Origin of the sequence: Lysinibacillus sp. JNUCC 51, assembly GCF_015999525.1 — a bacterium.
Lineage (GTDB): Bacteria > Bacillota > Bacilli > Bacillales_A > Planococcaceae > Lysinibacillus > Lysinibacillus xylanilyticus.
Genome location: NZ_CP065545.1, coordinates 3,015,413 through 3,027,232 on the forward strand (window position 1 = coordinate 3,015,413; position 11,820 = coordinate 3,027,232).

Here is an 11,820-nt window from a genome sequence, read left to right on the forward strand (position 1 = left end):
GAGGATTAATTCCTCGGCTTTTTTGTTTTATAAAATAATAATAAAATGATATACTCATTTAAATGTTAAAATTTACATAATGCTAGGTTATAAAATATATTAATGAATCGACATACCCGCCGAAAAAATGGGAAAGCAGACTGTTTTAGGAAGGGGAAGCTGCCAGAACGTTTATGGCGGAAGCTTCACATTGTATATTGCCTCAACATTTGATATATCCATTACTTTTTGATTAAAGAATAAAGTAGGACGAGCTTTATTAGCGAATTTTAGATTGAAATTAGATCTATAACATACATCGTGATCTAATAAGGGGGAAATAAAAAATGAGGCGTAACATTTTTTCTGCTATATCTATATTTCTCTTAATGATTGCATTCTCTATGTTTGGCTATGACTCATCAAAATGGTATGGTAGTTTTTTAAAATTCCTTTATGATCTAAGTATATTTACGCCATTTATATTAGGAGGACTAGGAATAATTAGCGCAATTTTGGGAATTAAAGGCGATATCCGTATGATTTTGATTGTACTCAATGCTTTTTTAATGTTCCTGTTCCTAGGTGCATATCTAATTGGAGTCTACGGATTTCAAAATCCTTAATAAAGAGCTGCAGATTTTATCTCTGTAGTTCTTTTAATTTGTCTTCGAATAGTACCGTTAAAGGAACAATTACTTTTTATTAGGGTGAGCAGTAGTGGAAAACCATCACTTCCTGTAATAAAGCCATAGTGACCAACATCGTGCTGCTACGTAGCACTATGCTTTCGCACAGAGAACATTTGTCGCTACCACTTCGCTTTCGCGCTAAAAACATCTGTTGGCCCAAGTGGCTCACCGGATACCCCAAGAAAGCACCTAGTCGGAACGAAAATCAACCTCACGTTATGGTGAAGAGCATATTATTAATGAATCATACATACTAAAGGAACAAACTAAAGGTATAATGGAATTCATACGAGAGAAAATAATTGGATATAAGATCGAAAGGAAGAAAGATTTGGGAAAACAACAAATTTGGTATGAAGTAGAAGAAAACGAGTCAATTGAAGATTGTTTGGCAAGAATGCGTCGAGATGGTTATATGGCAGTTGGAAGAAAAGAAGAACCGATTTTTCACTTAGTCAATGGAGAACCAACGTATTTACGTCAAAAAATACAATTTAAAGCGATGTTATGGCAAGATTCCGAGTGAATTTGACTGAAATCCGAACGTTTACAAATCACTAAAATAAATTGTTCGCATTTTTGCATTGACGATAGTGAAATGACTTGTTAAAATATGAGAAGGAAAAACAAATAAATCCCACATATATGCTAGAGGATCGGCTCTAGTGTCTCTACCCGGCACCGTAAATGCTGGACTATGCGGGAAAGCACTTTTGGCATGTTACGAGAAGGTTTGTGTGCAGAAATGTACATTTGCATATTCTTTTCATAATAAGTCCTCAAGTAAACTGCTTTCACGTGTATGGTAGGGAGTAGTTTATTTGAGGATTTTCTTTGTTATAAAAAGAAAAAGTAAAGAATTGTAGTAGCTATAATATATTTGATCATTTTTCTAACGTTAAAAAGGAGCGACAATCATGAATCCGAAAATCGGTGTCATTATGGGGAGTTCAAGTGACTGGGAAACAATGAAACATGCATGTGATATTTTAGATGAATTAGAGGTACCGTATGAGAAAAAGGTTGTATCTGCACATCGTACTCCTGATTTAATGTTTGAGTATGCAGAATCAGCACGTGGACGAGGTATTCAAGTAATTATTGCAGGAGCAGGTGGAGCTGCGCATTTACCTGGAATGGTAGCAGCTAAAACAACATTACCGGTAATCGGTGTACCTGTGCAATCCCGTGCTCTTAACGGTCTTGATTCTTTATTATCAATCGTTCAAATGCCTGGTGGTGTACCTGTAGCAACAGTAGCAATTGGCAAAGCGGGAGCGACGAATGCAGGCTTGCTTGCAGCGCAAATTTTATCGACAACAGATGCAGAGCTTGCTAATAAACTAGATGCTAGACGTGAAGCCACAAAACAACAAGTACTGGAAAGCACAGGTGACTTAGTGTGACGAAAATAATTTATCCAGGGCAGACGATAGGCATTATCGGAGGAGGGCAGCTTGGCCGTATGATGGCACTTGCTGCTAAAGAAGCAGGCTTTAAAATTGCCGTTCTTGAACCATCAATGGATTCACCAGGTGGCCAGGTTGCGGATGTACGTATTGTAGCCCCATATGATGATGAGGCAGCTTTAGAAGAGCTTGCCGAGGTAAGTGACGTTATAACGTATGAATTTGAAAATATCGATTATGAAGGCTTAAAACGTTTATCACAAATGGCTTACGTCCCACAAGGAGCAGAGCTAGTACGCATCACACAAGACCGAGTGACTGAGAAAGAAGCGATTGTGAACGCAGGTTGTCCGGTAGCCCCTTATTTGGTTGTAAATACATATGAAGAATTACTAGCCAATATCGACAGGATTAGTTATCCTTGTATAGTCAAAACAGCAAGAGGTGGCTACGATGGCAAGGGGCAGCAGCTTTTAAAATCTGCAGAAGACCTACCGTTAGCAAAAGGGCTTTTCTCTCATTCACAATGTATTGTTGAGGGATTTGTACCTTTCGTTAAAGAGGTATCTGTTATTGTTCAAAGAAACGGTAATGGTGAATCATATTGTCAGCCAGTTGGAGAAAATATTCATGTTCATCATATTTTACATGAAACGATCGTACCAGCTCGTATAAAAGAGGAAACATCATTGGCTGCAGAGCGGGAAGCCTTTAAAATTGCTGATTATCTAAATTTAGTAGGGACATTAGCTGTAGAAATGTTTGTATTAGAAGATGGTGGAATCGTTATTAATGAATTAGCACCAAGACCTCATAATTCAGGTCACTATTCTATAGAAGCATGTAACGTTTCACAGTTCCACCAGCATATACGTGCTGTTTGTGGTTGGCCATTATGTAAACCACAACTTTGGGCACCATCTATTATGGTAAATGTTTTAGGGCAGCATGTCATGCCACTTAGTAACTCAATTGCTAAATATCCTGAATGGTCAATACATCTTTATGGGAAAGCTGAAGCTAAGGTGAACCGTAAGATGGGCCACGTAACGATTATGACAAAAAACTTAGAAAAAACACTACAACAAATCGAGAGTTCTGGCATTTGGTCAGAATAGAAGGAGAAACGCAATGATCGAACGTTACACAAGACCCGAAATGGGCGCAATTTGGACAGAACAAAATAAATATCAAGCTTGGCTAGAAGTTGAAATTTTAGCATGTGAAGCTTGGGCGGAAATTGGAGACATTCCGAAAGAGGATGTAGTTAAAATTCGTGAAAATGCTTCATTTGATGTTAATCGTATTTTAGAGATTGAGAAAGAAACACGTCATGATGTTGTAGCATTTACTCGTGCCGTATCTGAAACACTTGGTGATGAGCGAAAATGGGTGCACTATGGTTTAACTTCTACGGACGTAGTTGATACTGCTCTTTCTTATTTGATTAAACAAGCGAATGATATTTTACGCAAAGACATCGTGAATTTCATTGATATTATTGCTGCAAAAGCGAAAGAACATAAGCATACGGTTATGATGGGACGTACACACGGTGTTCATGCTGAACCAACAACTTTCGGTTTAAAACTAGGTTTATGGTATGAAGAAATGAAGCGTAACCTAGAACGCTTTGAAGCGGCGGCAAAAGTAATTGAAACAGGAAAAATGTCTGGAGCAGTTGGAACATATGCCAATATCGATCCTAAAGTTGAGCAATATGTATGCGATAAATTAGGATTAACAGCATCACCTATTTCAACTCAAACTTTACAACGTGATCGTCATGCTCAATATTTAGGGGCGTTGGCATTAATCGCAACATCAATTGAGAAATTTGCAACAGAGATTCGCGGCCTGCAAAAATCTGAAACGCGTGAAGTTGAAGAAGCATTTGCAAAAGGTCAAAAAGGCTCATCAGCGATGCCTCATAAACGTAATCCAATCGGGTCTGAAAACATGGTTGGTATGTCACGTTTAATGCGTGGCTATATGGTAACGGCTTATGAAAACGTAGCATTATGGCATGAACGTGATATTTCACATTCATCTGCAGAGCGCGTTATTTTACCGGATGCAACGATTACACTTAACTATATGTTAAACCGCTTCGGTAACATTGTGAAAAACTTAACAGTATTCCCTGAAAACATGAAACGGAATATGGGTCGCACTTTTGGTTTAATTTATTCTCAACGTATCTTATTAGCACTTATCGATAAAGGGTTAGTGCGTGAAGAAGCGTATGATACAGTACAACCTTTAGCGATGCAGGCGTGGGACGAGCAAGTTCAGTTCCGTACGTTAGTCGATGCAAGTGAAAAAATTACATCGTATTTAACGAAAGAAGAGCTAGATGATTGCTTTGACTACAACTACCATTTACAACATGTAGATATGATTTTTGAGCGTCTAGGACTTAACTAAGTAGAGTCACTAGCGGATGTTACAGAATTGAATCGTATACGTACGATTCAATTCTGAACAATACGCGTGTATTTCATAATATCAGGGGGAGTAACGAAATGACTAAAGGTCAACTTTTGTATGAAGGTAAAGCAAAAAAATTGTATACAACAGAGGAGCCAGATGTGTTACTCGTTGAATACAAGGATAGTGCAACAGCGTTTAATGGTGAGAAAAAAGAAGAAATTGAAGGCAAAGGCGTATTAAATAATCGCATTACCTCTTTAATTTTCGAAAAATTACAAGCAAACGGAATTGCGTCACATTTCGTAAAACAATTATCTGATACGCAGCAGCTTGTAAAAAAGGTTGAGATTATTCCAATTGAGGTCGTAGTTCGTAATATAGCGGCAGGTAGTTTAGCTAAACGTCTTGGCATTGAGGAAGGTACACCATTAAAACGCCCAATCGTTGAGTTTTATTATAAAGACGACGAGCTAGGCGATCCGCTCATTACTACGGAGCATATTGACGTACTTGATCTTGCAACACCTGAAGAAGTGACAGCCATTTATGATGGTGCACTTGTAGTAAACAAAGTTTTGCAACCTATATTTTCAGATGTGAACGTTACACTAATTGACTTTAAATTAGAGTTCGGACGTGACAACGATGGAAATGTACTACTGGCAGATGAAATATCACCAGATACATGCAGACTTTGGGACGCAACTACAAAGCAAAAGTTAGACAAAGATGTCTTTCGTAGAGACCTTGGTAATTTAACTGAAGTTTATACTATTATACTTTCTAGACTCGGAGGCAAATAACAATGAAAAAAGTTAAAATTTACGTAACATTACGTGAGAGCATTCTTGATCCACAAGGTTCAGCTGTACAAGGTTCCTTAGTGAAAATGGGTTACGCTGAAGTAGAAGATTTACGTATCGGTAAATATCTTGAACTAGTAATTAAAGATACAGAACGTGATATTGATACTCTAGTAAAAGAAATGTGTGAAAAGGTTTTAACTAACGTTGTAATCGAAGACTACCGCTACGAAGTCGAGGAGGCTAACTAATCATGAAATTCGCAGTACTCGTTTTCCCTGGGTCTAACTGTGATATCGATATGTATCATGCGATTAAAGACGAGCTAGGTGAAGAAGTAGAATATGTATGGCATACAGCAACAGATTTAAGTGGATTTGATGGCATTTTAGTACCAGGAGGCTTCTCATACGGGGATTATCTTCGCTGTGGTGCGATGGCAAACCAATCTAATATTATGGCAGAGGTCAAGAAAGCAGCAGATGCTGGTAAGCCAGTATTAGGAGTATGTAATGGATTCCAAATCTTAACTGAAGCAGGTTTATTACCAGGTGCATTACTTCGTAACAAAAATTTGAAATTCATGTGCCGTACAATCCAGCTTAAAGTTGAAAACAATAATACATTATTCACAAACCAATATGAGCAAGGTCAAATTATCAATATTCCAATCGCACATGGTGAAGGTAACTATTACTGTGACGAGGAAACTTTACAACAACTAAAAGATAATAATCAAATCGTGTTCACATATTCAGGAGAAAATCCAAACGGTTCTTTAGAAGATATCGCAGGGATTATAAACGAGCGCGGCAATGTACTAGGTATGATGCCTCACCCAGAACGAGCTGTTGATGCATTGGTGGGCGGAGCAGACGGTCTAGCAGTATTTAAATCAATTGTGAAGCAGTGGAGGGAAAATCATGTCAACAACTAAGTTTGAGCCAACAGCACAGCAAATTAAGGAGCAAAAGCTATACGCTGGTATGGGGATGTCAGACGAAGAATTTGCAATGGTAGAAGGTATTTTAAAACGTCTACCAAACTGGACAGAGACAGGTCTTTTCTCCGTAATGTGGTCTGAGCACTGCTCATACAAAAATTCAAAACCAGTGTTACGTAAATTCCCTACAAAGGGTCCACAAGTTTTACAAGGTCCAGGTGAAGGTGCTGGTATCGTAGATATTGGTGATGAACAAGCAGTTGTATTTAAAATGGAATCACATAACCATCCATCAGCAATTGAGCCTTATCAAGGTGCTGCTACAGGAGTTGGTGGTATTATCCGTGACGTATTCTCAATGGGTGCACGTCCAATTGCGATGCTAAACTCACTACGCTTTGGCGAATTAAAATCAGCACGTGGTAAATATTTATTTGAAGAAGTAGTTGCTGGTATCGCAGGTTACGGTAACTGTATCGGGATTCCTACAGTCGGTGGCGAGATTCAATTTGATCCTTGCTATGAAGGCAACCCACTAGTGAATGCAATGTGTGTAGGTTTAATTGACCACAAAGATATTCAACGTGGAATCGCAGCTGGTGTAGGGAATACAGTAATGTATGTGGGGGCTAAAACAGGTCGTGACGGTATCCATGGTGCAACATTTGCATCTGAAGAGTTAACAGAAGAATCTGAGAATCAACGTCCAGCAGTACAAGTAGGAGATCCATTTATGGAGAAACTTTTACTTGAAGCATGTTTAGAAGTTGTAAAATCGGACGCGTTAGTAGGTATTCAAGATATGGGGGCTGCTGGTCTTACTTCTTCATCGGCAGAAATGGCTTCTAAAGCTGGTTCTGGTGTAGAAATGAACTTAGACTTAGTACCTCAACGTGAGACAGGGATGACAGCATATGAAATGATGCTATCTGAATCTCAGGAGCGTATGCTACTTGTTGTGAAAAAAGGTCGCGAAGATGAAATTAAAGCGATTTTCGATAAATACGATTTAGATGCTGTGGCAATTGGTCGCGTGACGGATGATAAAATGCTACGCCTTTTACATAATGGCGAAGTTGTAGCTGAAGTACCTGCTGATGCACTTGCAGAAGATGCACCAGTTTATCATAAGCCATCTACGGAGCCTGCTTACTATGCTGAGTTCCAGGCGATGGAAAACACAGAACCAGTGGTAACTGATTATAAAGAAACATTAAATGCACTTTTAAAAGCACCAACAGTTGCTTCAAAAGAGTGGGTTTACGATCAATATGATTATCAAGTTCGTACATCAACAGTCGTTGCACCAGGTTCGGATGCAGCAGTAATCCGCGTTCGTGGTACGAACAAAGGATTAGCGATGACTACAGACTGTAACTCTCGTTATATTTTCCTAGATCCAGAGGTAGGCGGTGCCATTGCTGTAGCAGAGGCGGCTCGTAATATCGTAGCCTCAGGTGGTACACCATTAGCGATTACTGACTGCTTAAACTTCGGTAATCCTGAGAAACCAGAAATCTTCTGGCAAATTGAAAAATCAGCTGATGGTATTTCAGCTGCTTGTACAGCACTGAATTCACCAGTAATCGGCGGTAATGTATCTCTTTATAACGAGCGTTCTGGTGAAGCGGTTTACCCAACACCGACTATCGGTATGGTTGGACTAATTGAAGATTTAGCACATGTGACAACTCAAGAAGTAAAAGCTGCTGGTGATGTAGTATTTGTGATCGGCGATACGAATACTGAGTTCGGTGGTTCGGAGCTTCAAAAGTTATTAAATAATGGGGTTATTTCAGGGAAAGCACCAGCTATTGACCTACAGATTGAGGCTGCACGTCAAGAAGCATTGCTTAAAGCGATTAAAGCTGGAATCGTACAATCTGCACATGATGTAGCAGAAGGTGGACTTGCAGTTGCGCTTGCTGAAACAACATTTAGCGCAAATGGCTTAGGTCTTGATGTGACATTAACAGGCTCTGCTACAACAGCATTATTCAGTGAAACACAATCTCGTTTTGTTGTGACTGTGAAAGAAGAAAATGCAGCTACATTTGTAGAAATGGTAAAAGACGCAAAGAAAATCGGTGTCGTAACAAACGATGCGCTTGTTAAAATCAACGGTGACAACGGTGTGCTTGTAGAAGGTACAGTGGAGGAATTCCGTTCTAATTGGAAAGGAGCAATCCCATGCTTGCTGAACTCAGAGGCTTAAACGAAGAATGTGGGGTGTTTGGTATTTGGGGCAACTCAAATCCAGCACACCTTAGTTATTACGGGCTTCATGCTCTTCAACACCGTGGTCAAGAAGGTGCTGGGATCGTCGTTTCTGACGGTCAGCATCTTCGCGCGGTGAAAGGCGAAGGACTAGTTAATGATGTTTTCAACGAAGAGAAATTAAAGGCAGTGGATGGAAAAGCAGCAATTGCTCATGTCCGTTATACGACTGCTGGAGGTGGCGGTATAGAAAATGTACAGCCGTTATTATTCCACTCCTCAACTGGTAGCCTTTCAATTGCTCATAACGGTAATTTAGTCAATGCGACACACTTAAAACAGTATTTAGAGCGCCAAGGGAGCATTTTCCATTCTAGCTCCGATACTGAAGTGCTAGCGCATCTTATTAAGAAAAGCTCGCATTCACCATTCCGTGCGAAGGTGAAAAATGCCCTATCGTTATTAAAGGGTGCGTATTCGGTCTTAATTATGACTAAAGATGAAATGCTTGTTGCACGTGATCCACATGGTTTACGTCCATTATCTCTTGGGAAGCTAGGAGATGGCTGGGTTGTAGCCTCTGAAACTTGTGCATTTGATTTAATAGGTGCAGAATTTGTTCGATCTGTTGAACCTGGTGAGTTATTAATTATTAACGATGAGGGTGTAAAATCTGATCGTTTTGTAGATATGGATAAACGTGCAATGTGCGCGATGGAGTACGTTTATTTAGCACGTCCTGATTCTGATATTGATGGTATTAACGTCCACATGGCGCGTAAACGTATGGGCAAACAGCTTGCTCGTGAATGTGCACATATTGAAGCTGATGTTGTAACAGGTGTGCCTGATTCAAGTATTTCAGCAGCAATCGGCTTTGCAGAAGAAAGTGGCATTCCGTATGAACTAGGTCTTATTAAAAACCGTTATGTAGGTCGTACATTTATCCAACCGACACAGGAATTACGTGAACGCGGTGTGAAAATGAAGCTTTCTCCAGTTGTTCAAGTCGTAAAAGGTAAACGTGTAGTGATGGTGGACGATTCAATCGTTCGCGGTACAACTTCAAGACGTATTGTAAAAATGTTAAAAGATGCAGGGGCTGCAGAAGTACATGTTGTCATTTCTTCACCACCGATGACAGATCCTTGCTATTACGGTATTGATACTTCAACACATGAAGAATTGATTGCATCTAGCCACAATGTAGATGAAATACGTGATGCTATAGGAGCCGATTCACTAACATTCCTTTCCGTTGAGGGTATGGTGGAGACGATTGCAAGACCATATGAAGATGAAAACCGAGGATTATGCCTAGCGTGCTTTACAGGTAAATATCCAACAGAAATTTTCCCAGATACAATCTTACCGCACGAAAAAGAACTATTACGTTAAGAAAAACATCTAAACACGTCTAGCGATGATAACAAATCTAGATTCAGATGTGCCAAGGCGATTTGGATGATAAGGAGGAACTCTGCGTGTCAAAAGCATATGAACAAGCAGGTGTAAATATTGAAGCAGGCTACGAAGCCGTAAAACGAATGAAGTCTCACGTTGAACGAACAAACCGTCTAGGTGTGATGGGCACGTTTGGTGGTTTTGGCGGTATGTTTGACTTGTCAGAACTAAATCTTAAGGAACCTGTTCTTATTTCAGGTACAGATGGTGTTGGGACAAAGCTAAAGCTAGCGTTTATGGTGGACAAGCACGACACGATTGGTGTGGACTGTGTAGCGATGTGTGTCAATGATATCGTAGCGCAAGGTGCTGAACCATTGTACTTTTTAGATTATGTAGCCCTTGGCAAGGCAGAGCCAGCGAAAATTGAGCAAATTGTAAAGGGTGTTGCAGATGGCTGTGTGCAATCTGGTGCGGCATTAATCGGTGGAGAAACTGCAGAGATGCCAGGTCTTTATGATGAAGATGAGTATGATTTAGCTGGTTTTGCAGTAGGAGCTTGTGAAAAATCAGCCATCGTAACAGGCGAGAAAATCGTAGAGGGTGACGTGCTTGTTGGTATTGCTTCAAGTGGGGTACATTCAAACGGTTACTCATTAGTGCGAAAAATTGTTTTTGCAGATAATCATTACGCAGTTGATTCGATTGTGGAAGGCTACGAGGATCTTGGTCCTATCGGGGAAGCCTTGTTAGTACCAACAAAATTATATGCGAAACCTGTACTTGCAGCTTTAAAAGCAGCAGACGTTCATGGCTGTGCACATGTAACTGGCGGTGGTTTTTATGAAAACCTACCACGTATGATGCCAGAAGGTTTAGCAACTGAAATTGACTTAGGGTCTTGGCCTGTCTTACGTATTTTTGAGTTTTTAAAAGAAAAAGGCCAGTTAGAGGACAAGGATTTATACAATGTCTTCAACATGGGTATTGGCTTCGTGTTAGCTGTACCAGCTGATGAAGTAGATAAAGTACTTGCTACTGTAGAAGCGAATGGTGAAAAAGCATACAAAATCGGTCGCGTTGTGAAAGGCGAGGGTGTTGTATTCAATGGCTCACATGATGGGAGCTTAGTGTAATGACGGCACCAACTAAAATTGCCGTTTTTGCTTCAGGTAGCGGCAGTAACTTTCAAGCTATTCAAGAGGCTATTGAACGTGGTGAACTACATGCAAAGATTGAACTTGTTGTCACAGACAAGCCTAGTGCATTTGTAGTGACACGTGCTGAGAACTATAATATTCCAGTGCTAGCTTTAAGTCCGAAAGAGTTTTCTTCAAAAGCAGATTACGAGACTGCTATTATCGAGGCTCTCCATAAATGTCATGTAGAATGGATTGTGCTTGCAGGTTATATGCGCTTAATTAGTAAAGTATTACTAACTGCATACCCACAGCGCATTGTGAATATTCATCCTTCATTATTACCGGCTTTCCCTGGGAAGGATGCTATTGGTCAAGCGATGGAACACGGAGTTAAGATTACGGGTGTAACCGTCCATTTTGTAGATGAAGGTATGGACACAGGGCCAATTATTGCCCAATCGGCAGTTCAAGTTGTTGAAGGTGACCGTGAGGCAACAGAAATGGCTATTCATAAAGAAGAGCATGGACTATATACAAAAGCTTTACAGCAATTATTAAAGTAATTCAGTGGTGAGGAGTTAGGTCTACTGGAACAATACAGCCTAACTCTACTCTATCAATAATAGCAAGACATATTCGTGGCAAACACGATGAAAATTGGTTCATCACCAAAAGTTGTGGATGACTTTTGTTAAAACGTCTACTATGAAAATAAGTTGATTGGAGTGGAGGCTGGGCGACTCCTTGGGGATTAGCGAATAGAGGAACGAAGGCTAAAACCATCACATCCTGTGATAA

The 11,820-nt window shown here is 40.0% G+C and carries 12 protein-coding genes and 1 riboswitch; all 12 genes read left to right on the forward strand.

The window, feature by feature from the left end; all coding sequences use genetic code 11:
* Positions 1-326 precede the first annotated feature (326 nt).
* The 12 genes from JNUCC51_RS14565 (at position 327) to purN (ending at position 11,585) form a co-directional block, all read left to right on the forward strand.
* Complete coding sequence (locus JNUCC51_RS14565; protein WP_337988652.1) at positions 327-605, forward strand: hypothetical protein; 279 nt, start codon at positions 327-329, stop codon at positions 603-605.
* Positions 606-1,002: 397 nt separating this feature from the next.
* Positions 1,003-1,197, forward strand: a complete 195-nt coding sequence (locus JNUCC51_RS14570; protein ID WP_049668767.1) for an NETI motif-containing protein — start codon at positions 1,003-1,005, stop codon at positions 1,195-1,197.
* 93 nt (positions 1,198-1,290) lie between these two features.
* A riboswitch (purine riboswitch) is annotated at positions 1,291-1,389 on the forward strand.
* Positions 1,390-1,588: 199 nt separating this feature from the next.
* Positions 1,589-2,077, forward strand: a complete 489-nt coding sequence (gene purE / locus JNUCC51_RS14575) for a 5-(carboxyamino)imidazole ribonucleotide mutase (protein ID WP_337988653.1) — start codon at positions 1,589-1,591, stop codon at positions 2,075-2,077.
* A complete protein-coding gene (purK, locus tag JNUCC51_RS14580) occupies positions 2,074-3,198 on the forward strand; it encodes a 5-(carboxyamino)imidazole ribonucleotide synthase (RefSeq protein ID WP_337988654.1) in 1,125 nt (374 codons plus the stop codon). Before purE ends, purK begins: the two co-directional genes overlap by 4 nt.
* Before the next feature lie 13 nt (positions 3,199-3,211).
* Entirely contained in the window at positions 3,212-4,507 is a 1,296-nt protein-coding gene (gene purB / locus JNUCC51_RS14585; protein WP_337988655.1) for an adenylosuccinate lyase, read from the forward strand.
* A 98-nt stretch (positions 4,508-4,605) separates the two neighbouring features.
* Positions 4,606-5,316, forward strand: a complete 711-nt coding sequence (gene purC, locus JNUCC51_RS14590) for a phosphoribosylaminoimidazolesuccinocarboxamide synthase (RefSeq protein WP_337988656.1) — start codon at positions 4,606-4,608, stop codon at positions 5,314-5,316.
* Positions 5,317-5,318: 2 nt separating this feature from the next.
* Entirely contained in the window at positions 5,319-5,567 is a 249-nt protein-coding gene (purS, locus tag JNUCC51_RS14595) for a phosphoribosylformylglycinamidine synthase subunit PurS (protein ID WP_049668772.1), read from the forward strand.
* A gap of 2 nt (positions 5,568-5,569) precedes the next feature.
* The gene (purQ, locus tag JNUCC51_RS14600) at positions 5,570-6,253 is read left to right on the forward strand and encodes a phosphoribosylformylglycinamidine synthase subunit PurQ (RefSeq protein ID WP_337988657.1); all 684 of its coding nucleotides are present in this window, start codon (positions 5,570-5,572) and stop codon (positions 6,251-6,253) included.
* Positions 6,240-8,474 carry a phosphoribosylformylglycinamidine synthase subunit PurL gene (purL, locus tag JNUCC51_RS14605; protein WP_337988658.1) on the forward strand — a complete coding sequence of 745 codons (2,235 nt, stop codon included), beginning with the start codon at positions 6,240-6,242 and terminating at the stop codon, positions 8,472-8,474. The genes purQ and purL overlap by 14 nt, the downstream gene beginning before the upstream one ends.
* Positions 8,450-9,874 carry an amidophosphoribosyltransferase gene (gene purF, locus JNUCC51_RS14610; protein ID WP_337988659.1) on the forward strand — a complete coding sequence of 475 codons (1,425 nt, stop codon included), beginning with the start codon at positions 8,450-8,452 and terminating at the stop codon, positions 9,872-9,874. The genes purL and purF overlap by 25 nt, the downstream gene beginning before the upstream one ends.
* Before the next feature lie 86 nt (positions 9,875-9,960).
* Positions 9,961-11,016 (forward strand): phosphoribosylformylglycinamidine cyclo-ligase, encoded by a 1,056-nt coding sequence (purM, locus tag JNUCC51_RS14615; protein ID WP_337988660.1) that lies wholly within the window; start codon positions 9,961-9,963, stop codon positions 11,014-11,016.
* Positions 11,016-11,585, forward strand: coding sequence for a phosphoribosylglycinamide formyltransferase (purN, locus tag JNUCC51_RS14620; RefSeq protein WP_337988661.1), 570 nt, complete (start codon positions 11,016-11,018; stop codon positions 11,583-11,585). The genes purM and purN overlap by 1 nt, the downstream gene beginning before the upstream one ends.
* Positions 11,586-11,820 lie beyond the last annotated feature (235 nt).

Coding starts and splice junctions, on each gene's coding strand:
- JNUCC51_RS14565 (WP_337988652.1), top strand. CDS start 327: ATGAGGCGTAACATTTTTTCTGCTATATCTATATTTCTCTTAATGATT.
- purE (WP_337988653.1), top strand. CDS start 1,589: ATGAATCCGAAAATCGGTGTCATTATGGGGAGTTCAAGTGACTGGGAA.
- purB (WP_337988655.1), top strand. CDS start 3,212: ATGATCGAACGTTACACAAGACCCGAAATGGGCGCAATTTGGACAGAA.
- purC (WP_337988656.1), top strand. CDS start 4,606: ATGACTAAAGGTCAACTTTTGTATGAAGGTAAAGCAAAAAAATTGTAT.
- purS (WP_049668772.1), top strand. CDS start 5,319: ATGAAAAAAGTTAAAATTTACGTAACATTACGTGAGAGCATTCTTGAT.
- purQ (WP_337988657.1), top strand. CDS start 5,570: ATGAAATTCGCAGTACTCGTTTTCCCTGGGTCTAACTGTGATATCGAT.
- purL (WP_337988658.1), top strand. CDS start 6,240: ATGTCAACAACTAAGTTTGAGCCAACAGCACAGCAAATTAAGGAGCAA.
- purF (WP_337988659.1), top strand. CDS start 8,450: ATGCTTGCTGAACTCAGAGGCTTAAACGAAGAATGTGGGGTGTTTGGT.
- purN (WP_337988661.1), top strand. CDS start 11,016: ATGACGGCACCAACTAAAATTGCCGTTTTTGCTTCAGGTAGCGGCAGT.